The following is a 24282-nucleotide window of genomic DNA, read 5'->3' on the forward strand; positions in this document are numbered from 1 at the left end:
TTTCATTGGTTTTTTTATAACTATAAACTGGGATAATATGATTTTATAGCAGACTATAACTAATGTAGTAAATCCTACTAGCCCAGTTGTTTAAGATATGCCTATAGAAGAATTCAAGATCAGCGAGCGCCTTAATCGGATGCTTCGGAATTTAAAAAGCGTCGGATTAAGGGTTATCTTGAATACTAGCGTTTATAAATATGTTTAAGAGCCAATTACTGTCAGCAGTCATTAAAGTAGCTTTATTAGATGAGGTGCTAAGCGCTAATGGCTATGTTCATCATCATGCCCAGCTTTCACACCAAACCAAGTCACATGAGAAGGTGTGAAATTCAGTGTTATTTTTGACTCGATTTTACCATCATGAGGATCAATCTCGATAATTTGCTGGTTTGAGTCATCCATCATATAAACCATTTGCGTGTTTGGGTTAACAATAAATGAGGGAACCGCTTTGCCTTCGATGCCATTAGGGAAAACATTTAATACGGCGGTTTGCTTATAATTTTGTGCAACATCGAGTATATATAGTTTGCCGGTATCATCGAGTAGCATTAAATGCTCTCCATGGGCATCAAAATCATAGCTGACAATACGGCGACTGCTGTCTGTTGTCCAGACAATCGGTGTCATGTTTTTACTGACAGGATCGACACGGTAAGGCTGACCGCAAGCAGTGCCAATGGCATAATTATGATGGTGGTTAGTGATGAATGAGCCAATTCGAGCAGGACTACTGCTTGTACCATCACATTGAATATTGGTTAGGCTGCTGGGATAGGAAATTTTTTCGGCGCTGAATGTGTCTCCGGTTTGTTTGACGCTTAAAACGCCATCGCTACAAGCAAAGACACTGTAATCTGTGACGCTGCCACTGCCATGCAACCCCATGCATTTTGTCTCAAAGGTTTGGCTTATATGATAGTGATCACCATGCTGTTCAAATACAGAGAGCGTATCAGCCAGTGAGCTACCAGTTGTCTGATAACGCTGCGAGGCAATCACATAATTGCCTCTAGGTTCCGCTGTACCGTGCATGCTGGTATTAAGCTTTTGATAAGGCAGTGTACCATCGGCAATACCGGTATCTGTTACAAGTACAAATCCAGCTTCTTTTACAGGGTTTTCTATGGGGTTGCCTGTGGCACCCAAACCATCAAAAAATAATCCAGCTTGCTCACCAAACGTTTGAAAATGTACAGGACGGGTATAGTTGAGCTGTAATGGCATTTTTGCCGTATCACGAGCATATGGGTGATCATGATCGCCATGGTTTTCAATCTCAAGCCCACTATGATAAAAATTGACTGTGTTATTAGTACGATCCATGATGACGGCGTAATGACCATCTGGACTACTTTGTACGGCATCGGCTTGACCTGTCAAAGGTAGGGTTTGTATCACTTTATCTTGAGCAAGGCTATAAATGTAAGCTTGACTGCCATCTTTTGCAGTGATGAATAAACGACCTTGTTCAATTTCAGCGCTGACAGCAGATTCATCATCATGGTCATGATCGTCTCCATGGTCGTGGTCATCATCTGATTCTATAGCAGATGTTTTTCTATCATCCGATGACCCGCATCCGCTAAGTACTGAAACGGCGATTAAAGAACAGAAGGCGAGCGCGATGGCACGGCTCAAAGCATTTATTTGATTCATAAAGGACTCCAGTCATAAGTTATGAGGCTTATGACAATTGATTACGGATTGCTAGTTACTGGTGACTAATGAAAAGAGAGTAGGCTGTTAGAAGTTATAGGTGATACCCGCATTGAAAGAGCGCTCTGGCATTGGTACTTGTTCAGCCAAATAAGAGGCATGATTATAGGCTAGCTCGTTTAGAATATTTTCGACTTGAAAAAAAGCGGTGTAATCATGAGCGCTCGAACTGTGATAGACAAGCTTGGCATCAACCATGTTGTAGCTCGGCGTATTGGTTTCAAAATCAGCAATGTGATCTTGCTCAAAACGATGATATCCAGACAGCACCAAGTCAAACTGACCAAATTGAGAGGTAATATCACCACCAATACGGGGCGCTACCAATCTTGGTGCGTATTTCCGTGTAAGGCTTCTATCATCTAGCGTGATGAGTGCAATGTCGGCAAAGCTGCCAATACTAATATTGTCATTAAGATAATAGCGTGATTGAATTTCACCACCATAATGCTTGGCATCGCTTTGGACATAATCCACTAAACGGAAACCAGCAGACTCTCCTTCAGTGGCAATGTCTTGAGTTTTGGCATAAATATAATTTGTACTGTCGTTATAAAAGACAGAAATACTACTATCAAAACGATTGCCATTGTCGTAACGCAAAGTGAGCTCTACGCCATCAGTAGATTCTTCCTCTAATTGCCCATTACCACGCTCCCAAGTATTGGTTGCAAGATGGGCGCCATTAGAAAATAACTCTTGTGGAGAAGGCAATCTTTCAGAATGACTGATTCTGGCTGACAACTGCGTATTAGGCGTAAGATATTTGCCACCTTCTAAACTGACAGATGTTCCGGCATGTGTTTTTTCGATGTTATTGTCGTTATCTATTAGATTTTGAAAATCTTGACGACCGCCAAACTCAATATACCAAGGACTTTTGCCTTGTTTTCTTAAAATACTAGACGTATCGAGGGGAGCGTCGTTCGTCGTCTCACCATGATTATGACCAGCATGGGCATCACCTGCAGATAATGATTGACCTGCAAATTTATCAGCATTCTGTATTTTTGCGCCAAAATAATCTGGCGTGAGTCGTTCAATGAAGAATAAACCGACTTGTGTACGATCGGTTTGCGGCAAATAACCTTCTAGCCCAACAGCAGAAAACCGGCTGTTTGTGTAATCTAGACCGACCACACCTTTCATAAAACCTAGATTGCCTGTTTTATACGTGCTATGTGTGGCTTGAGCTTGAGCACTAATGGCTTTGTTTTCAAAAGTTGTGCCCACCGCACCTTCATCTATTTCATCGTGACGATAATCGGTATAGCTGAGTTTCGTATTGATGCTATCGACGCCTATCATAGGTAATTTTCGCTCAGCATGGAGCTGATAGACGTTTGACGTCATATCGACATAGGGCGCTTCACCATGATCGTGGTCATGTTCGTGATCGTGATCTGTATCACAGCTCAGTTGGTTAGTCAGTGTGCTGTCAGGTGAGCATTCATTATGCACATGAAACGGCAGGCCATATTCTGAGGATAGGCGCTGATATGATGCACCGATATAGCCCATATCAGTCACATAAGACAAGCCGATGCTACCGTTATCTTGCGTGTACCAACTGTTGGCAATCTCATCGGTATCCAAATGTGGTACTTGGATATTGCCTTTATCCGTCTTTTGGTAATACCCACTCCATAACCAGTTTTCACCGATACTGCCATTGAGTTCTGCATAACCCAAATAACCGTCTGTGGCTTGTTGACCAATCAATGCCAATTTTCCGCTGATGTTTTTTTGTCGTTTCTCTTTAGGGATAGTGCCATTGACGATATTGACCACACCGCCGATAGCACCGCCGCCATACATCAACGCTGACGTGCCTTTGATTACTTCAACTTGTTTGGCACCTAGTACAGGTACCGCTACTTGATGGTCTGGTGAGATTTGTGACGCATCTTGTACGCTCAAACCATTTTGCATGACTTGGACACGCGGTGCGCTTTGCCCTCGAATAATGGGGCGGCTCGCACCTTGCCCAAAACTATCAGTAGACACGCCAACTTCATTTGCTAATGCATCACCAAGCGTACTGCTTGTCTGAGTAGTGAGCGCATCGCCAGTAACAATACTGGTTGCGGTTGCCATTTCATTCGCTTGTGGTAATAAAGGGTTAGACGTCACCACTATGGTGTCTAGAGTCACCGAAGGGTGGGTCGTATCAGGAGAGTTTAGGTGAAAAGATGAGGATGTCATAGGTTTGATATCTACGATCGTATCCGTCGCATTGACCGACAAACTTGCCATACCTAAAGCTGTCGTTACTGAGAATACAGTCGTTACCCGGCGAATACTAAAATTAACTGAAGACACAGAAGTATAATCAGGTTCTCTTAATCTGTTGATATGAAAAATTGGAGACATGAGATTACCAAAATAAGAAGTTATATAGGGATAAATAACGATAAGAGTAAATATTTTCGTTATGTTATAATATAACATAAAGATATACAAACTTTATATTTCAGTAAGGTGTGCATATTAGCTACGCTTACACGAGGTAACTTCAATATTTGACTTTCTTTGTGAGTGATAAATGTCACAGTCATTCAATGAATGTGTTAGTACTGAGATAATAATGAGTATGTCGAAAGTTAGAAAAATGAATGTGTTAAGAACTATGGTTGATTAGAATATCAATCATAAAAAGCCTTATAGATCTCTGGTCAATGAATTGACACGTCTGAAATATAGAGCACTTTGTAAGCCAGTCTCTGAAGAAATAAGAACGGTAGGTAATAAATCAATAATAGATCGTCTGGACTAATGACAGTTTGCAGGAATTCAGCACCAGAGTTTAGGATTTCACATGGTTGAAGATGTTATATTTTGGAAGTTTAAAACCAACTTTGAGTGATAACTTGAATAAAAAATAGCTAGTTTAGCTTTAACGACAGCTGCTAAGAGCAAACGTTATATGAGGGGATAGGCTTTAGAGTAGGTTTGTCTTTATTTACGAATGCTACTCTATACGTTTGGCACAATTGAATAGAGAGAACGTAGGCAAGTGATACTAGTAATCTAGGTTTTTTGGATAAGCGCAGTGTATTTGTTAAGCAGTCCAATATTATTTGAGTGATCTAATCACCTAATAGAATCGGCTCTATTGCTTATTTATGCAAGGTGTTACCTTTAATAGCGCCAGTGGCTGCTAGATTCATTAGACGTCAAAACCTCGGACACTCCAAGTGGCTAGGCGCTGTGTAAGTTGCCGCAAGTTGCAGCCCATCACGCATAGCGCTTAATTTTTGAATCGTTTCATCCAGTTCAGAGGCTTTGTTCAGCAACAAATCTCGATCAACATCTAGGGTTTTTCCAAACCCTAATATCCCAGTAATCTCATCCAATGAAAACCCTGCAACACGTCGTAAAGCAATCAAGGACATACACTCTAATATATCTTTGCTGAAAACTCGGCGGATACCGTGCCGACCAACAGAGCGAATTAGGTATTTTTTCTCATAAAATCGTAACGTTGAAGCAGGAACACCAGACTGTTTAGCACCCTGCGAAATATCCATAATGCCCTCTGGACTTAAAATTGTATGCAATCATTATATTGATACTGAAACCAGTAAGAGAGTCATCATGGATAACGTCGTTTTTATAAGATTAATCGGTATTGGCGCTACCGCTGTGATGGACTTATAATCATTACTCAGTAAGTATTTATTTAATATTCCACCGCGCAACTGGAGAATGGTGAGGCGTTGGATTGCTTACATGGGTCAAGGGCGGTTCCGTCATGACGCTACTGCAAAATCTAATACTATTCATGGTGATCTTTTTATTGGGTGGAGAGCCAATATTTTACAGACAAAAAAAGCCCCAATCTCACGATTGGGGCTTTCTAAATATTTGGTAGGCATAAGCAGACTCGAACTGCTGACCTCTACCATGTCAAGGTAGGTCAACCAGCTTATTTCAAATTATTTAATTCTACATAAACCGTAGATAAAGGAATACATCCTATGTTGGTAATTATATATCGGTATGAGATTGATGTAAATTAATATTTAACTCGTATTTGGGCACTGTATTTTTATAGTATTTTTACCTCCACTCTATTATCAGATTAGCCCAAAATTATTGAAAGTGAATCCCTGAATGATAAGTAAGTAGAGCCTTCTCTTGCTTGATATTCAGAGAAAGGTAACAGGAGGACTAGCTGCTACTTTTGACATTGATACAGCAATGGAGACTATTTAGTCGGTGATAGTATTAGATATCTATAGTTTGAGAACCAAAGAATAGACTATGGTCTAGCCTGTTTTCTACAGTGATGAGAGGATTGGTTACTACAAGATTTAATGATTTGATAGAGAAGGGGATGATGCAAAAATAATCTGAGGCTTCAGGACGTAGTATGAGCTATGAGATATTGCCCCTCTATCGAAATATAATATGAATAAAAGTACTTAATTATGCTCAAAAACCAACTCTCCACTATATTGAAGCTCAAATTTCATTAAAGAATTCAGGTTTATCTTGCATTTAAGTGAATATATATCGATGGATAAGGATGATCCTTTGAATCCCAAACAGCTTTGGCAAACAAGTTATAACGCCAACTATCTTTATGAAAATCGACCAATAAGTCATGAGTCTCGAACGTTAGTTTTTGTCGACTTAGATTATTTTCCAAAATTGTCACAACTATCGTTTACCCCAATAAGCTTTGTGAGAGGAATACGCTGGAAAAAATACTTACCATATGGACGATCCACAACATCTCCCTGAATACAACCGCAACCAAGGGCTTCGTCCCACCTTTAAGATTCTTCATCATCCCGCCGTACCTCTATACTATTCGAGATGTGTCATTACCTTGATTGGCTAACTAAGGCAACTGAGCTGGTAACTATTTGTACTTTGTATGCGTTCTCAGTATTCATTCAATCTCATCCACACAGCAAACCCGCCTACCAAGATCTTAAGGACAGCGCTACTAAGAGCAAGTCATTAATTCATTCTGTCTGCTATAGACCTGCTATCGCTATTTTAGCAATGTTCAATCAATTTCTATAAATAACAAAATGAAGTGAAGAGAAAACTGTCTCGTTGCTGACGTTAGTGTTGCCTTTTTTAGAACAAAAAAGGTTATTTGTTGTACTTCTTCTTAATCATTTATTAGTCATAATAAAAGTGACAGAAAATACAAGGCTAAAGGAATAGACATGGTTAAAGGAACTATAGGTATCGTCGGGTTAGGCCGTATGGGTAATGGTATGGCTCAATCTTTGCTTCGCGAGGGGTTCAATGTGTTCGGCACGGACATAGGAGAAGCCCAACGCCAAGCTGCCAAGGAAGTTGGCGTCAGTATCGTTGCAGATATCAAAGCGCTATGTGCTGAATCTAGTGTCATCATTCTATCTTTGCCAATGGCAAAGCATGTACAAGCAGTGATTAGAAACAAAGGTGGCATTATCAACCACGCTCAGCCTAATACCCTGATTATTGATACTTCTACTTCAGAACCAGAGGTAACGCGGTCACTCTCGACAGAGCTGGATCAGTTAGGCCATCAGTTATTGGATTGTCCTGTCAGTGGCGGTCCGGCAGGTGCTGAAGCAGGCACTATGGTGATGGTTGTTGGTGGTGAACGGAGTTCCCTTGAACGTGCCAAGTGGTATCTAGACGCCTTAAGCTCAAAGGTGGTCTACATGGGGAAGTCTGGTAACGGACATGCGGCTAAACTGATCAATAATTTACTGTGTGCCGCACATCTAGTGACCACTGCCGAAGCAGTCGCTTTGGGCACCAAGGCAGGCCTCGATCCTGAAGATCTTATTGCTGGTTTGAACGCTGGTTCAGGTCGTAGCGCAATCAGTGAGGTTAACTTCCCTCGTTGGATTCTCAATCAAAGTTTTGATTCCGGTTTTACGATGCAGCTGATGCGCAAAGATGTGCGTCTGGCAAAGAATATGATAGGTGAGATGGGATTAGAATTACCTTTGGCTGAACAGGTAGCCGAGATTTGGGCGCAGAGCGAAGAAAACATACCTGATCAGGATGATTTTAACTGCATTATCAAAAATACTGGCTTGGGAGAATAGATCATGAGTTTTATAGTAGAAGGAAATGGTGAGCAGCAAGTTGAACTATTGCTTAATGAGCTACTGGGTACTTCTGAATTTGGCAGTTGGATTGATGGAGAGATGGTGACAGGTAAGGGAGATGATATTGAACTGATTAATCCCGCGACTGGCCAGACATTTCTAATCTATCGTGATGCAGGGAAAGATATTGTTGCTGATGCGGCCGCTGCTGCCATTAATGCTCAAAAACTATGGTGGTCAATGACTGCCAGTGCAAGAGGTCAGTTAATGTGGAAATGCGGCATGAAAATACGAGAAGCCGCAGAACCTTTGGCGCGCCTAGAGTGTATCTCTGCAGGTAAGCCTATTCGGGATTGCCAAGTTGAGGTGGCAAAAGTTGCAGAGATGTTTGAATATTATGCTGGCTGGTGTGACAAAATCATGGGACAGGTTATTCCCGTACCAACCACTCACTTGAACTATACCCGTCATGAACCTTATGGCGTAGTGACTCAAATCACCCCTTGGAACGCACCTATATTTACCGGAGGCTGGCAAATCGCACCGGCCATTTGTGCAGGAAATGCCGTACTACTAAAGCCATCTGAATTAACCCCACTAAGCTCAACAGTGCTCGCTAAAATTCTTGAGCAAGCAGGTATCCCGCGTGGTTTGGTAAATGTCATTAATGGGCTGGGACACACCACAGGTACTGCCGCGATTGCTAATCCGGCAACCAAAAAAGTGATTTTTGTGGGCTCACCGAAGACTGGCGCGCTCATTGCTTCGGCATCTGCGCAACGTGTCATCCCTTGCGTATTGGAGCTGGGTGGCAAGTCAGCAAATATTATTTTTCCAGATGCCGATCTTGATCGTGCAGTAGTGGGCGCGCAAGCCGCGGTGTTTGCTGCTGCTGGACAAAGCTGTGTATCGGGTGCTCGATTATTGGTGCATCGGAATGTCTATCAAGAAGTCGTGGATCGGGTTGCTTCAGCAGCCAGTAGGTTGCCCGTAGGCTTGCCATGGCATGAAGGCACGATGGTGGGACCGATCAATAATCAAAAACAGTTCAACCACGTACACTCATTAGTATCCGACGGTATTGCTGAAGGTGCGATTGTTGCCGCAGGCGGAAAGCCAGGTGCTATTTGTGGTGGTGAAAATGGTTATTTTTATCAGCCAACCGTATTGGCCAACGTGAAAAATAATATGCGAGTTGCACAGGAAGAGATTTTTGGACCTGTTGTTTCAGTCATTTCATTTGAAGAAGAAGAAGAAGCGGTAGCGTTAGCAAACGACAGTCGGTTTGGTTTAGCGGGTGCGGTTTGGACAGCTGATGTAGGCCGTGCTCATCGGATGGCCGCTCAAGTAAATGCGGGCACGTTCTGGGTGAACAGTTATAAGGCAATCAATGTAATGTCGCCGTTTGGTGGCTTTGGTGAGAGCGGCTATGGACGATCTAGTGGCTACGAAGGTTTACTCGAATATACACAGACTAAAAGTGTCTGGATCGAAACAGCAAAAGATTCTGCTATTCAATTTGGTTATTCAATCCAATAGTACATTTGGTTATAGTAGAGGACATAATTGTGAACGATGATACTAAGCAAAAAATCACTTTATTAATTGAAGAGTTACTGAATACTACTTGCTCAGAATCAAGGCAAATAGAGATAAATCTTGAAGTAAGCAAGCTATAGTCGATTCAATATAATTTGGATACAAGGAAGCCAAGTGAAAGTGCTACAAATAGTAGACTAAGCGAGACTGACACTGTATCCAGTTTACAGAGGATTGACTATATCTCCCGATCCATTTTGGAGTGACTGTATAAAAGGAAGAAAATAAATGTTAATTAATGAAACCCTAATAGGTGAAGTAAAGCAGTGGCGTCAGCAGATTCATAGTCAACCAGAGCTTGGTTTTAAAGAATTTAAGACCTCATCATTTATTGTTGATAAGTTAAAAGCCTTTGGGGTTGAGGTGCATCAAGGATTGGGTGGTACAGGGGTTGTCGGTATCCTAAAGAACGGCTCAGGCCCCGCTATTGGAATACGAGCTGATATTGATGCGCTACCAATAAAAGAGCAAAACGATATTGATTATAAATCCACTCACGAGAACTGTATGCATGCCTGTGGTCATGATGGTCACACGTCAGTGCTGCTAGGTACGGCAAAGCATCTTAGCCAACATAAAGACTTTAACGGCACCATTTATTTTATATTTCAACCTGCTGAAGAGGTCTTGGGCGGTGCAAAGGCAATGATAGACGATGGACTGTTTGATAAGTTCCCTATGGACGCCGTCTACGGGTTACATAACTGGCCAGGCCTACCTGTGGGAGAGATTGCAGTCAATAGCGGCCCTATGATGGCGTCTTTTGATACCTTTGAGATTACTTTGACTGGTAAAGCCACTCACGCAGCCATGCCACATTTAGGGGCTGATCCTATAGCAGCAGGCGCGGCATTGATTACTAATATTCAGTCTATTATCTCTCGTCGAATATCTCCTCTCAAATCAGGTGTTATTAGCGTCACGCAGATGAATAGTGGTGATACGACCAATGTCATCCCTGATTACGCCATTCTAAAAGGAACCGTTCGTAGCTTTGATATGGACGTACGACAGTCCATGCAGGATATGGTGACAGAAATGGTGACAACACTACCTCCTTTGTATGGTGTCACAGGCGAGATGGATTACCATATTCGCTATCCAGTCACCACTAATGACAGTCAAGCCTATCTTGAAATCAAAGAGGCTGCTACTAGTGTATTGGGTGCTGATAAGGTAAACACTGATGTGGAGCCGTCAATGGCTTCTGAGGATTTTTCATTCATGAGTCAAGTCGTCAAGGGCGCTTATTTTTGGTTAGGTGTTGATGGGAGTAATCCTTCCAAGCCCCTACACAATGCGGCCTATGACTTTAATGACGATGCCATTGAGACAGGTATCAAGGTATGGGTTTCTTTAGTTGAGTCCCAACTACCAAAAATATCTGCATAAACCAAATAATCAAAAAACGTAGGAATCATGAAATGCAAAAGGAATTGCTATGAATAATACCACTGTATTGTCAAGTACGATGACGAAGCACTTATTTGATTGGAAACTACATTTGCTAGTGATTATCACATCGCTACTTGCAGAATGGATAGGGATCATTAAGATACCTATTGGTATTGGCACACTAGTCTTACTGCCTTTGCTATACGCATTCATATTTACACTACTATTGAACCCCAACGTTATACCTTCAATGAAAGCGGTAATTTCCAAGGATCGAGCAAAATTTGCAAGCTACGCCGTCCTTTTAAGTATCATGCCCTTCATTGCAAAATTTGGTGTTGGTGTCGGCCCTAAAGTTGAAGAAATAATAGCCGCAGGTCCCGCCCTTTTACTACAAGAATTGGGCAATGTAATGACTGCATTTATCGCCTTACCTGTTGCGGTATTGGTATTTGGAATGGGGAGGGAGGCTATTGGTGCCACTCACTCAATTGCTCGTGAACCTAATATTGCACTCATTGCTGATAAGTATGGACTTCAAAGCGCCGAAGGTATCGGCGTAATGGGTGTCTATGTAATGGGTACCTTGTTTGGCGCAATTTACTTCTCATTAATGGCGGGTATTATTGCTTCTATGGATATCATGGATATTCGTGCGTTGGCAATGGCTTGTGGTATTGGTAGTGGTAGTATGATGGGCGCCTGTTCAGCAGCGCTCGCAGAAACGGTACCTGCTCAAGCGGAAACCATTACTGCGTTTGCAGCGACCTCTAATCTACTAACTTACGCCACAGGGCTATTCGTGAGTTTGTTTGTTGCCCTACCATTCACAGAGTTTTTATATAAAGTTATTAACAAATTTAAGAAGAATAATGATATTAGTACTGCCGCACAAACAGATTTTGGTTTAAAGGTACCAGAGCAATCTATTTTATCAGTATGGCAGTCTTTATCCCTATTAGCGGTTATCTGCATCGTTCTATTACTAAGCAATTGGGTGGGACAAGGCGTTGATCCAATATCTGCGCTACCTGCCATGTTAATCCTATTCGCGTGTTGTATCGCTGGCGTTTTATTAAAGGAAATTATTCCTGTTAATGTCCCCGCTATTGCTTGGATATCAATTGTGGCCATTCTGATATCTTTGCCACAGTTTCCAATGAGCGAATATGTCTTAGTAGAAACAGAAAAGCTTGGCGTATTACAACTCATTACGCCTGTGCTTGCCTATGCAGGGTTTGCAATCTCTCAGATGGAGGTGACTTTGTTTAAAAAATCTGGATTTAAAATCGTAGTGGTTGCGCTGCTTACTTTCACGGGCACTTTCTTGGGTTCTGCCATGATAGCCCAGGCTATGCTGTAAAAGGCGCTAAGCCGTTCAGTTCGATGTTAATAGCTATTTCAAAACAGCACCCAGCAACTCGATGTTGCTGGTGTGCAGCCCGCTTACAAATCTTTCATCCACGACTTCAGATGCTGTAGTAATTCATGCGGGCCTTGGGGTAGATGACGACCCAACCGAGTGACAACGTGAGCTTCATCGCTTGCCAGCAGCGTATTATCTATAGGAATTGTGATCAAATGTCCGTCTTTCACTTCTTTGGACACTACAAAATACGGTAGAAAGGTAAACCCCATATTTGAGCGGGCAAAATTCTTTAATACAGCGACTGAGTTAGTGGTTAGGGTGGGATTAAATCGAATCTTTTGTTGAAATTCTGCCATCGCTAATAACTGACGTACGCCAAAATGACTTTCAGCCAGTCCCACTGGATATTCTAGAAGTTCTTTCAACTGTACCGGATTTTTTCGATTGGCTAACGGGTGGTCGGGCGAAATAACAATACAAATTGGTTGACAACTGATAACTTGTGAGCGGATGCGCGGATGACTGCTGGGATGGAACAATAGCCCGATGTGCGCTTCATCTTCTTCAACCTGACGAATTACTTCGTTTGATCCACCAGTACTGATTGAAAGTGTTAGCGCTGGATATAGACGGGAAAACTCAGGTAATGGACCCAACATTAAGTCGCCAACAAAACCATCACCCACCGCTAACTTTATATGCCCCCGATGTAGTCCCAACAATGCTTGTAATTTGGAAACACAAGTCTCTTCAGCGGAGAGTGATTCCCGATAAAACTGTAAGAGAATACTGCCAGCTTCTGTCAGTGTTACTCCTTTGCGGTGTCGTTCAATAAGAATGCATGCTAATTCTTCCTCTAACAAAGATATCTGCCGGCTGATGGCCGAGGGAGCAATGTTGAGCTTATCTGCTGCTGCCCGGATCGTACCCATCGTTACAGCCTCATAAAGATAGAATAACCGCTTTCCATTAATCTCTTTCATTGCTTCCTCTTGCTCTGTTTTTGGTTTCATTGAATAAGTGCAGCACTTTGACCCATGGATGGAGCAATGAGGGCCAGTATCGGTATACTACTTAGAGGGATCTATAAAAGTGGCCGTGGTATATAAAATTATACCTTAATAAAAATAAACAGTGACCTAGCCTTTTTTAAAACGATAATCTTCCAAGTTTACTTGTACGGTTTCCTCAGCATAGCTCATCATTCCTTAAGGATTATAGGTCCGGACAAATTTTTATCCCTTAACTTACAGCAATTACTTTAAATATGAAACTAGCTTTAGAGGTAAGGCGACAAGTACTGTCGCAAAGTAGATAAGTCAGCTTGTGTAAGGTTAGATAAACTAAATCCCACAAAAAACACCCTTTGCTGAGGGGGAGGGTAACTAGACAGCTTATTTAGTCCTATTTACCATGTACCCTAGGTTCGAGAGGATCAATCCAATAAAAAAGGATGCCACCAATTTGGTAAGCATCCTATTGAGGTGTGAAATACTTGTTAAAGCAATACTCTCTTATTTACAGTAAGTATTGAACAGCACACCTACTGCCTTACGAGGAATATGATCAGTCCAACCCTCATCGCCAAGTCCAGGTCCATACTTACCACCAATTGCCATGGAATCTTTTAAACTGATACGCTCGTTGTCACCCCTTTCGATGTATGAGTTACGAGGGTTTTGACAATTAAGTAAAACCCAGTCGTCAAATTCTTCACTAGGAAAGGCATAACCAGCGCCTCTAACGCGAGTTAATGCATACTTTACTTTGCCATTTTCTTTAATAATCGTGTGTGGACTTGTATAGTACGTTTCGTTTTTGATCTCAGCCGAACTCTCCCAAATTTGTGTCATCCTAGCATCGGGTTTCTCTGCTTTACCAAACTCAGGGTAAGAGTAGACGTCAATATAAGGTACTTCATCAGGATATTTGTTTTCATACAATATAGCTGTCGCACCAACCTGACTACTGATTAGACCAAACCCCAAAACAGCGAAACCAACCACTGAGTTTTTCATAAAAAGTCCTATAGTTAAATTTTAGACCAAAATCTCCGGACATTTATTGTACTATAAAGATAGATTAATGTTCGTTTTTATGGCATATGTTTAATTATAATATTAGAGATACTTACTGTTCACTTATTATGGCTTGCCTTAAATCATATTGATTTTGACTCTTTAATGACCTCAGCGATCAGATGCCGTGAGCACTTGGTCATTTTTTGAATATCAGAATAGCTATGACCTGATTCGAGTAGACTGGCAATAATCTTACGCTTTTCCGTATCCTTTCTACGTCCTGAATACTTACCTTCTGCCTTAGCACGAGCAATACCTTGCATCTGACGGTTCCGGCGATCCTCATAATCTTTTCGAGCAATAGCTGCGAGCATATCCAGCATCATAGAGTTAATGGCCTGTAATACACTGCTCATAAATTCAGTGCTGCTTTCAGGTTGAAGTGCCATATATGAGGTCGGCAGCTCTTTTGATACGATAGATAGCTTTTTTTCTGATAGCATTCTTTTGAGAGTATCCCAATCCGCTTGATTCAAACGCGCCAATCGGTCAATCTGTTCAACTAAGATAACATCGCCCTTATGAGCATCTTCAATCAGCTGCATAAGCTTGGGTCGCACCAAGGTAGCTCCTGATTCATTTTCGACATAGAAGGCAGCAATTTTGTGGCCATGATCGTTGGCAAATGCTATGAGTTCGCTTTTGGCACGCTTAGCGTCTTGCTCTTTGGTAGACGCTCGTAGATAAGCTCTGATAAACATAAACACCTAAAATAGTCTGTTATAAGTGGTTCCATATAGCAGTCTGTTTTAAGTGGTCTATTAATAGGTTTGAGGTGCGAAATATCTGGTTCCTTTGGGGTGAACCGCCCCGACTTTATCGGAGAGTGAACAATACCGGTATCTTCGGAGACTCAACGCTCTAGGAAAACATGAAACTACGCTAATGAGATTAAAGAGTGTGCCGTTCGCATGCTGATCGAAATAGCTCTTAACTATTTCTAAAGGTTTGTTAAACTTTTAGGTGAATTGATTATTAAAGGGGTTTGATTTAACAGTTCAGTAAATTACACAGTAAGTTGCTAATTAAGAATTTAACAATCATTTTTTTAGTATTATCCTCTTTTCAGGTCTTATAGTATAAGGACATTAATTAAATCTAATGATTCAGCTTTTTATTAGGTGATTGTTAGAAAGTCGGGGTTTGAAGATTTCGTAAAACCCTTATTGGTGATACTTATCAATTATTGGCTATTTATTGTTCCCGTCGTTATCCTCTCTATTAAATTTAATTGGATAATGAGACTGCGCGTTGAAGACATATGGTTATTAATGGTAGTGGGATTGGCGGTGTCGTCATTTGTTCTTGCCATAGTATGCCGAAGAAAGTTTAAACATATACAGCTAGGCAGCTAGGCTGGACTAGCCGCCTAGCCATATCAATCAGTAGTGGCTTTCCAATATCCTTTAATATGGTTCTGCTTGCCAGTTAACTGGCGCTCATTACGTAAATAATGACGCACGACTTTACACGCCTTGCTTTCAAACGCGCCCCATACCCCGTCTATAGACTCAATATCTTTTAATATCTCAAGGGTTTTTAACCCTTGTTGATTACATGGGCTGACAATACGATGAATAGTCGCTCCTACCGGAAATTCATTATCGTCAAAGTAATCTTGTTCTAACGGTTGTTGACTTAAGATAACAATATGAGGCGGTATATCGTTTTGCCAAAAGTCCAGAATACCCGCCAAAGCAGGATAAGCCGTTTCATCAGCAATTAACACCGTTTGCCCCTCCTGTAAATGCGCGTGCTTGTCATCGGTTTCTGTACGACTAAAAACAATATCGCCCAAATTTACTGTTTCAATCCATAAGCTACCTGCACTATTTCCATGCGTGAACACATCCATATAACCTTGATTATTAAAATCAGATTTTTTACTCTTCCAAGCCGAGCGTAGTGTGTACAGACGAATATCTTTATTGATGGTTTTTACAATCTTTTGCCTTCTATCACTAGATACTTTTTTAAGCAGCCATAAGAATGCTTGATTGCCTCGTTTTTTTACTTGTTTATTAACCTGTTCTTTTATGGAGGTGGTTAGCGAGGTGATTTGCTGCTTGTCTGCTACTGTCTGCTGAAGGGGTGTTTTATTCAGTACTTTTAGTATCATTCCATAAGCATAGCCGGCATAATTTTCTGGTAGCGGCGTCTCACTATGTAGCGTCAACCGCGTCATGTTTGGCGTTAATTTTTGTTTACCAATCACCTCAAAGTAATGCTTTTTATTACCTGTTAAATCGCGACCTTGCTCCGCCATCGCAGTATATGCTAAATAAAGCACCTGTTCTTCTAAATCACCTTCAAGTTTAAAATCGACAAACAACTCTTGGGGTTTATTATTTACCTGTGCTGATATCAGCATCCCTTCTTTATAAATATCTATAATAAGGGGATTTGTAATTGCTAAATCGGGGTAATAATACGCTGCAATCGCTTGTACTTCTTCGATATGGTCTTGATTAAGATGCTCGATGATGTCTAACTTGGCATCTATATCTGCTATCGGCGTATAGGGGGGGGTTGCTGGCATAAGGTAACCTGTGCTGTGCTAGTGAATAGAATTTAGGGTTTATTAAACAATTAACGGACCCTAGCGTAATAGAAGAAAATGTGTAGAAGCGATACTATAGTTGCCCACCCTTAAAGAGTTACGATGTAAGACTCGCTTAGCCTACTACTGTAGTACTTGCAATTATCTGCCGTGTATCACTTTTAAGGTTGATTAAGACTAGGGTCTGTCTAGGGCATGTCTCCAATTGGATTATAGAGATAAAAATGAGATAGATTGTTGTCAAACGCGAATAATTTCGCAGTTAATATAGACATATTGACTACGAATTAGACAAAGTTTGGCAGTAATATAGCCATTTTTAGCCCATAAATTGTAAATGAAGACACGCCCTAGATTAAGTGACTGAGATCTAGCTATTAAACATGGTTTGTTTTGCGCGCATAAATAAGACAATGATGAAGGTGAGAGAGATACTTGCCATTAGCACTTTGCTGTAGCCAAACGTATTGGCTGCCGTCATCGCTACACCTGCACAAACAAAGCCCATAAAAGAAAAAGTACCCAGTTGCAAGGTAAAGAACGTGGCTTTGGCAGATTTTAGGCTGGCTTTATCCATCGCAATTGTGGCAACAGTCGCCATGAGTGCAGGGTTTACTAAAAAGTAGGTGGTCACTGCACTATATACCATAAGCTTATTGGTGTAACCATAGCTTAGAGGTAAAAATAACATCAGTACCAAAGCTTGCGCTACCGTTAACACGAGCAATGTTTTAACTCGGCCCATTTTGTCAATAAGAAGACTGGCACTAAGCGCAGAAATCACCCCAATCACAGAACCGTATACTTTAGTCACAAAACCTATATCTGCAAACGTCCAGTGCGCATCCACCAGTATTGGATTCAATAGGGTAAAACCGGCACTAAATCCGACAGGGTAAATTACTAATAAAATAAACCATGCCAGATTACTTCTTATAAATTGCCACATGGTGACTAATAAGATAACTAACGAGCGCGTTAAAGACGTCTTTTGCACAAACTGCGTAGCGGCTGTGCGGGTATCAGCATTGTCTGGTAACTCTATTGTCGGCTCTACATAACGCAGCAGTTGTAACCATGAGATACTTGTTAATAACGCTAGCACAAGCAGTGACCCTTGCCATTGTAGCCAAGGATATGCCATAAGTATCAGGCCACCACCAATAATATTACCCACAAGATTACCAGAGAACTGCACACTGTTTGCTCGTTGCCGCTCATTTTTACTAAAGATTTTGTTCGCAAGGCCATCTACCGCAACATCTTGCACGCTCACGGCCAAAGCATAAACAAGCATTAATCCTATCATTAGACTAAACTGTGTCGCAATATCTAGCATACCGATGATAACCAATAAAATCATCATTAAAAACTGCGCTATAAGTAACCAACTGCGATAACGCCCTTGTAACTGTCTGTGCATAAATGAGGGTCGAATAAGGTCTATAAACGGTGCGTAAAGTATTTTCAGTAATAACGGTAAGGCAATGAAGTTTAATAAAGCAATTTTATTTAATGGCATCTTCATGTCACGCATGATGGCAACGGAAGAGGCAAAAATAAAAGCCAGCCCGATATACTGAGTGATATAAATACTGGCAAGCAAAACCCAAGGCTTGCGATTGGAAGATATTTTCATCTGTTGTTACCTTAATAGTAGTGACAGTCTTAATAGTAATAACTATATTTAAGACCATAGCTTCTATCAGTTCCTAATATACCAACATTCATCGGATATATTTTTATATGCTCGTAGCGTTCATCTGTTAAGTTTTTACCCCAAATGCTTAGTTCGTGGTTGTAGCTGGTGAGTCCTAGACTAGCGTCAACCAAACCATAACTCTCAAGCTCAATACCATTGTACGCTTGCGCATAACGGTCACCCACGTAGCGATATTTTGCATCAGCGAACCACTGCGCTTTACCAAATACTGGCAATGTAAACAGTAAATCATCGTTGTATTGCATACCAATACTGCCACTGAATTTTGGCACTTGTGGCATGTGGTTATCTTCTGCCGTTAGCGGTAACATCCCCGGACTAGCGGGTGGTGGTACTTCGCTAGCATCAGTGACCTTTGCATCGGTGTAGGCAAGTTGGGTTTTTATCTGCCAATTATTGGTCATTCGCCAATCTGCGGATAGCTCGATACCTTGACTACGGCTATCAACGTTGAACGTTTCACTTTTATATTCAGGAGGTGAGGCTGTTACGCTCATATGGTCGTCTTTCATTTTGTTACGATAAAGTGCCAACCCCAAATTTAAGCGATTGTCTGCACTGCGATATTTTGTACCAATCTCAGAGGCATCAATTGTCGTCGGCTTGTAATATGCAAGGGGGTTACCATAAGCCATGTTATTGTCATAATCGGCAAACCCACCGAACTTATGACCGCGTGATTGTAGCGCATATACCCGCCAATTAGGACTTATAGCATAGCTCAAACCAAAGCGTCCCGTCGTTGCGGTGTCCTCCAGCGTTTTACTGCCACTTTTTACATCATTACCCAATGGGTTATTATCATTGCCTTGCCAAACGGCATCGTGTGTTTGCTCTTCATTTGCCAAACGTAGCCCTGCTATCACATCTAGACTTTCGGTCGCAGGATACGTTATTTCACCAAATATGGCTTTCGTCTGAGTATCAAATGTTTTATCGGTAATTGCGTTGTTCGCACTACCAAGAGTGCTGTTTTTCAATAACCCATCTGGCATGTCATTTAAGTTCATTCGGGCATCGTTTTTCCACACCCTATCTTTGTTTGCGAAGTAGAGTCCTGCGACCCACTGGACTTCGCTCTCTGGCTTAGAGACCAATGTTATTTCTTGCGAAACCTGTTTAATCGATTCCTCTAAGTATTGACGATTGTTATCAGGATGGGTAAGAACCTCACTGAATATGGGCTGTTGGTCTTCTGGAATTCGGTATCCGCTGAATTGTAGGGACAACATCTCTGGCGGTAGGTAGGGGCGCAGAATATCGCTATCATAATGGTGATAACCTGTTTTTGACTCTATATCAGCAAAATCAAAAGCGGTACTATTCACTACTAAATTCATGCCCTTAGCGGTGTTTGTATTTTCATGTGGTAGATTAAACGTGGCAACTTTATAAGTATCAAAATCTTTTTGTAGGACAGGAACATTATTGGTTTGCTCATCATGATAAGCGGTTAAGACGACATTATTGTCTTCGTTATCATCATGCCAACGCAACTTGGCTTGTATGCCTTGTTTGTCTTTTTTATTAAGCGGTTTGCCATCTTCTCGTTTTATCAGACTATTATCACGTTCCTCCAGCATACCTGCAATGCGAAAAGAAACATTATCCGTTATAGGTAGATTTAGCATCGCCTCGCCACGCTTAAGATTATGATTACCCACACCCACACTGACCCTGCCTTCTGTATAATCTGATGGGTCAAAGGTTTTGATAATGATACCACCAGCCTCAGCACTTGAACCCAATATTGTCCCTTGAGGACCTTTTGCGACTTCAACTTTTTCAACATCAATTAAGTTTCGTGCCAATCCCGTTTTACCATTACTGATACCATCTATTCGGACATCAACAGAATTATCATCAAGACTGGTAATACTTAACGAGCCTGTACCACGCATCCATAGTGTCGAGTAGCCCACATTACCACCATCGTGGATATCTATACTAGGTACATCTCGCAAAGCATCTGTTACCGTCACATATTGCTTGTCTTCAATTTCTTGCGCGTCAATCGTATCAACCACAAAGGGGGTCTTTAACTCGTCTTCTTCAATACCTCGAGCATTAACAGTAATCGCATCAAGGGTGACAGTAGGCATGTCATCAGATGTCATTTCATTAATACCATTATTTTGTTCAGCGACCTCTTTCCTCTCAGCAAACTGTTCCGCATTAAAGGTTTGCACATTTGAGGACAGGCTATTTTCATATGGGGCTGCCAATGCTGTGGTAGGAATATATAAACTGAGTAATGGCGCTAGATATAAGGAGGGCATATATAAAGCATTAAATTTTTTAGTCGTTTTGATATCCTTACTGAGATGACGGTCACTGAGATAATATTGAAGGGAAGATGATTTGCTAGGCAACATATATAAATCCAAAGTAACATAAATGAAAAACAATGTTAATGATAATCAATATCAATTACAAAGTTAACACAAATTTTTAGACTATACGTAATTTTTTAATAAAATCGGGAAAGTTACTGATTTATATCAATTTATCATATATTAATTCCGGCATATAGCCATAAAACTTGTAAAACACCCGACGAAAATATTGAGTACTACTAAAACCAAGCTGATTAGCAATTGGAGCAATTTTTTGTCTCTCTTGTAATAGTTTCATGGCTAACTGCATGCGTTTATGAGTTCGATAATCACCAATCGTTCGAGTCGTTAATTTCTTGAAGTCGGCCTTTAAATAACATTCATTTGTGCCTGTTTTTTGCGCAAGCTCTCGTATCGTCCAATTCTTATTGTAAAACTCATCAAGAAGCAGTTTGGCTTGATAAGCAGAATTAAGAGCCTGTACTTTAGCCCCGCCTATTTCAGTAATACATTGTTTCAATAATAAACTCGTAAAGGTTAAGCATTGTCCTTGTAGTGCCATAAATTTAATATCATCAGTGGGACTAGGCGTGTTATAAACCTCCCAGCCCTGCATTACAAAATTTGCCGCTTTGGTAGTCAGATTTAAAGGTAGAATTGACGAATCGGACATAGTCATTAATTTGGATATGATTAAGTTATTGGCATCTGTCTGCTGCTCTATTTGTGTGGCTAATTTACCAACAAAGTCTTTATCTAGCTCAATATATAAGGCTTTAATGTCTTCTTTAGCGCTAATAATTGTGCTCAATCTCCCTAAATCGCCTTTTATTAACCAAATGGCAGGCGCATTTATCGTTACTTGCTCAAACTGTTTTAGCTTGGTTCTATTTACCTGCCTTGCTTCTGTTCCTACTTCTGTTTTTACTGTTGCTTTTACTCCTACTTTTTCTTCTATAGTCACTTTGTCGTCTAGCTGATATTCATAGCTCCCTTGCAAAACAATGTATAAAACATAACTGGTTTGGCAATTAGGATTAATGAATTGATGATTTCTATGAAAGTAGCAATTGACCCGTGATAGACCAATGCTACCGAAATCATAACGTTCAAAGTAGCCATCACCAATAGACTTATCAATATAAATGATTTGACTTAACTGATTAAACCGCTGTACATTTTTTACCATGCACCAGTCATTAATCATTTCTAATTGCTTATCAAACACATATTTCATTTTATCTCTTCTTATAATAGACCTTTTGCAAAAGTAGTTTTAAGACACAACGTATATTACTGAACTCTACTTACTTAATAAATATGCCAAACATAACGAAACTACTTAAACAAAGTGATGCTGGTTTTAAGCGCTACACTGGTATTCAAAAGGCTACCTTTAGAGCCATGCTAGAAGCCATGCAACAGCACGAAGCCACCAAGAGAAAATCAGGCCGTCCAAGCGATCTTAGCTTAGAGTCTCAGATACTACTAGCATTGACTTATTGGCGTGAGTATCGAACGCTTTATCATATTGGCATGGACTTTGGTATTCATGAATCCTCAGCCAGTCGCATCGTTCATAAAGTAGAGAATGTTCTGATAAGCTCAGGTCAGTTTGACTTACCAAGGAAACTACCTCGCGGTGAGCCTGACGATACTAATTGGTCAGCGGTTATCATTGATGCCACTGAGACCCCGATTGAACGTCCAAAAAAAACCAAAGCGACTACTACAGTGGCAAAAAGAAGCGACATACCTTAAAGGCACAGCTTATTGTGCATTGGAAAACGGGTCTGATACTTGGTGTTCAAACCTCTAAAGGCTCAGTGCATGACTTTAAACTCTACAAAGACAGCTTGCCAAAGTGGCTTCCTAAAAATACGTGCTTCATGGCAGATAGTGGCTATCAGGGCATTACTAAGCTTCATGAGCAAGCCTTCACCCCTTTTAAAAAACCTAAAGGTGGTTTACTTATCGATATTGCCAAAAAAGCCAACCACTATCTAGCTAAGTTTCGTATTTTGGTTGAGCATAAAATAGGGTTGGTTAAACTATTTAAAATTGTCGCTGAGCGCTATCGCAATCGTCGCCAGCGTTATGATCTAAGAATGAAACTATTTGCAGGTCTTGTTAATTTCGAACTTGCTCTGTGACTTCTACAAGAGGTCTAATGTACTTATTCAACACTTTTTCTACCAGTGAATCAAATATATGATTTTCAAAAAAACTAAATTAGTTGCCCTCCTTTTTTCTACTGCTTTATTACCTCTTACGCTTACGAGCTGTCAGAAAATTCAAAGTGAAACCAAAAACGAAGCTTCTGAGGGGCAAATAGTTATTGAGGAAATAGAGACAGAAAATAAAGCTGAAGACGTACAGAGATTAGCCGAACAGGGCGATGCAGAAGCACAATTCGATTTGGGTTGGATGTATGATACAGGAGAGGGCGTTCATCAAGACTATGCCAAAGCTGCGCAGTGGTATATAAAATCGGCTAATCAAGATTTTCCTGAGGCACAGTATAATCTTGGTGTAATGTATCGTGAAGGCGAAGGAGTCCATCAAAACAACACTGAAGCAATCAAGTGGTATACGAAAGCAGCCAATCAAGGCTTTCCCGAAGCGGAGTATAACCTTGGTTTAATGTACACCCAAGGCAATGGCGTAGACCGAGACCTTCCACAAGCCCTTAAGTGGTATACAAAAGCTGCTAATCAAGGATATGTCATTGCACAAAATGATTTAGCCGCAATGTATTACGAAGGCGATGGTATAGAGCAAGACTTGTCGCAATCACTTAAGTGGTATACAGAAGCAGCTGATCAAGAATACGCTCCTGCACAAGCTAATTTAGGTGCAATATATTATCAGGGTAATGGCGTGATACAAGATTTTTCACAGGCTCTAAAATGGTTTGGAAAAGCAGCTGATCAAGAAAATGCTAATGCACAATATAATCTTGGTGTGATGTATTACATGGGTCACGGTGTAGGCCGAGACTTCTTTCAAGCCTTTAAGTGGTATACAAAAGCCGCTAATCAGGGATATGCTCCTGCTCAAAACAATCTTGGTGCGATGTATCGCGATGGTGTAGGTGCTAATCAAGATAATGCTCAAGCAAAGAACTGGTTTGGTAAGGCTTGTGAAAATGGGCAACAAGAAGGCTGTAATAACTATAGGAAACTAAATCAAAATTAAGTCAGTTTAAGCTCAAAAAATTAATGTTATGTACACCATGAAGTACACTGCAACCAATTCAGAGATTTTAAACCGTGATACTCCTAGCCTACAGCCAAAGATTCAAGTCCTCACTAGGGAACCGAACCTGATTGGTTCGGTGTAGGTATATCTTAAAATGAATGATTCTAGCATTACTGAGCTATGCTGAAGAAACCGTACAAGTAAACTTGGTAAACTAAGCGTATTAAT

At 40.9% G+C, this 24282-nt stretch carries 16 protein-coding genes and 1 pseudogene; 7 read left to right on the plus strand and 10 right to left on the minus strand.

Going from position 1 to position 24282, the window contains the following annotated elements:
* Positions 1–264: 264 nt before the first annotated feature.
* The 3 genes from I3252_RS12465 to I3252_RS12475 all read right to left on the minus strand — a co-directional run bounded on the left by I3252_RS12465 (position 265) and on the right by I3252_RS12475 (position 5252).
* The gene (locus tag I3252_RS12465; RefSeq protein ID WP_238035427.1) at positions 265–1662 is read right to left on the minus strand and encodes a hypothetical protein; all 1398 of its coding nucleotides are present in this window, start codon (positions 1660–1662) and stop codon (positions 265–267) included.
* Between the two features lie 87 nt (positions 1663–1749).
* On the minus strand, positions 1750–4095 hold the full coding sequence (locus tag I3252_RS12470) for a TonB-dependent receptor (protein WP_238035429.1): 2346 nt from the start codon (positions 4093–4095) through the stop codon (positions 1750–1752).
* A gap of 803 nt (positions 4096–4898) precedes the next feature.
* The gene (locus I3252_RS12475; RefSeq protein WP_238035430.1) at positions 4899–5252 is read right to left on the minus strand and encodes a MerR family transcriptional regulator; all 354 of its coding nucleotides are present in this window, start codon (positions 5250–5252) and stop codon (positions 4899–4901) included.
* A gap of 1608 nt (positions 5253–6860) precedes the next feature.
* Between I3252_RS12475 and I3252_RS14290 the strand changes: the two genes are divergently transcribed.
* The 4 genes from I3252_RS14290 to I3252_RS12495 all read left to right on the plus strand — a co-directional run bounded on the left by I3252_RS14290 (position 6861) and on the right by I3252_RS12495 (position 12147).
* Entirely contained in the window at positions 6861–7787 is a 927-nt protein-coding gene (locus I3252_RS14290) for an NAD(P)-dependent oxidoreductase (protein ID WP_345945886.1), read from the plus strand.
* A 3-nt stretch (positions 7788–7790) separates the two neighbouring features.
* On the plus strand, positions 7791–9329 hold the full coding sequence (locus I3252_RS12485; protein ID WP_238035432.1) for an aldehyde dehydrogenase family protein: 1539 nt from the start codon (positions 7791–7793) through the stop codon (positions 9327–9329).
* Between the two features lie 288 nt (positions 9330–9617).
* Entirely contained in the window at positions 9618–10781 is a 1164-nt protein-coding gene (locus I3252_RS12490; RefSeq protein ID WP_238035433.1) for a M20 aminoacylase family protein, read from the plus strand.
* A 49-nt stretch (positions 10782–10830) separates the two neighbouring features.
* Positions 10831–12147, plus strand: coding sequence for a DUF3100 domain-containing protein (locus I3252_RS12495; RefSeq protein ID WP_238035434.1), 1317 nt, complete (start codon positions 10831–10833; stop codon positions 12145–12147).
* A gap of 83 nt (positions 12148–12230) precedes the next feature.
* Here I3252_RS12495 and I3252_RS12500 read toward each other — a convergent pair whose 3' ends face one another.
* The 7 genes from I3252_RS12500 to I3252_RS12530 all read right to left on the minus strand — a co-directional run bounded on the left by I3252_RS12500 (position 12231) and on the right by I3252_RS12530 (position 22090).
* Positions 12231–13166, minus strand: a complete 936-nt coding sequence (locus tag I3252_RS12500) for a LysR family transcriptional regulator (RefSeq protein ID WP_238035435.1) — start codon at positions 13164–13166, stop codon at positions 12231–12233.
* Positions 13167–13667: 501 nt separating this feature from the next.
* Positions 13668–14171, minus strand: a complete 504-nt coding sequence (locus I3252_RS12505; RefSeq protein ID WP_238035436.1) for a hypothetical protein — start codon at positions 14169–14171, stop codon at positions 13668–13670.
* A gap of 143 nt (positions 14172–14314) precedes the next feature.
* Positions 14315–14935, minus strand: a complete 621-nt coding sequence (locus I3252_RS12510; protein WP_238035437.1) for a recombinase family protein — start codon at positions 14933–14935, stop codon at positions 14315–14317.
* Between the two features lie 677 nt (positions 14936–15612).
* Entirely contained in the window at positions 15613–16773 is a 1161-nt protein-coding gene (locus I3252_RS12515) for a siderophore-interacting protein (RefSeq protein ID WP_238035438.1), read from the minus strand.
* Between the two features lie 391 nt (positions 16774–17164).
* Positions 17165–18433, minus strand: a complete 1269-nt coding sequence (locus I3252_RS12520; protein WP_238035439.1) for an MFS transporter — start codon at positions 18431–18433, stop codon at positions 17165–17167.
* Positions 18434–18462: 29 nt separating this feature from the next.
* Positions 18463–20796, minus strand: coding sequence for a TonB-dependent receptor (locus I3252_RS12525; RefSeq protein ID WP_238035440.1), 2334 nt, complete (start codon positions 20794–20796; stop codon positions 18463–18465).
* A 217-nt stretch (positions 20797–21013) separates the two neighbouring features.
* Positions 21014–22090 carry an AraC family transcriptional regulator gene (locus I3252_RS12530; protein WP_238035441.1) on the minus strand — a complete coding sequence of 359 codons (1077 nt, stop codon included), beginning with the start codon at positions 22088–22090 and terminating at the stop codon, positions 21014–21016.
* A gap of 83 nt (positions 22091–22173) precedes the next feature.
* Between I3252_RS12530 and I3252_RS12535 the strand changes: the two genes are divergently transcribed.
* From I3252_RS12535 to I3252_RS12545, 3 genes and pseudogenes are all read left to right on the plus strand, one after another.
* Positions 22174–22614: a transposase family protein gene (locus tag I3252_RS12535; protein ID WP_238035442.1), complete on the plus strand. Its 441-nt coding sequence runs from the start codon at positions 22174–22176 to the stop codon at positions 22612–22614.
* 8 nt (positions 22615–22622) lie between these two features.
* Positions 22623–23006: pseudogene (locus tag I3252_RS12540) on the plus strand (transposase family protein); the annotation flags it as partial.
* A gap of 58 nt (positions 23007–23064) precedes the next feature.
* Positions 23065–24051: a tetratricopeptide repeat protein gene (locus I3252_RS12545; protein ID WP_238035444.1), complete on the plus strand. Its 987-nt coding sequence runs from the start codon at positions 23065–23067 to the stop codon at positions 24049–24051.
* Positions 24052–24282 lie beyond the last annotated feature (231 nt).

The organism is Psychrobacter sp. Ps4, from assembly GCF_022129285.1.
Taxonomy (GTDB): domain Bacteria; phylum Pseudomonadota; class Gammaproteobacteria; order Pseudomonadales; family Moraxellaceae; genus Psychrobacter; species Psychrobacter immobilis_A.